We start from the raw sequence: 250 nt of genomic DNA on the forward strand, positions 1-250 counted from the left end.
CCGTGCGCAGATGGTCAACAATCACGGACAGGCGGGGAATCAGCAAGACACAGCCGATGCACAAAGCCCCTAATGCGACAATCAAAACCGCGCCGGCAGCCATGTCCTTGGCAGCACCGGCACTCCACCAGTGGGTGGTGTCCGGCTTGTCCACGGCACGTTCAATGGCGGAATTCATAAGTTCCATTCCCAGAACGGCTGCAATGCACAAGATGATCAACGCCCATTCTACCGCCGAAACTTCTGCCAA

At 56.8% G+C, this 250-nt stretch carries 1 protein-coding gene; it reads right to left on the reverse strand.

Going from position 1 to position 250, the window contains the following annotated elements; all coding sequences use genetic code 11:
• Window positions 1-250, reverse strand: a 250-nt coding sequence (locus H6B10_RS16355) for a diacylglycerol kinase (RefSeq protein ID WP_204652461.1), incomplete at both ends; no start/stop codon positions are given.

The organism is Gemmiger formicilis, assembly GCF_016901605.1.
Taxonomy (GTDB): Bacteria; Bacillota; Clostridia; order Oscillospirales; family Ruminococcaceae; genus Gemmiger; species Gemmiger formicilis_B.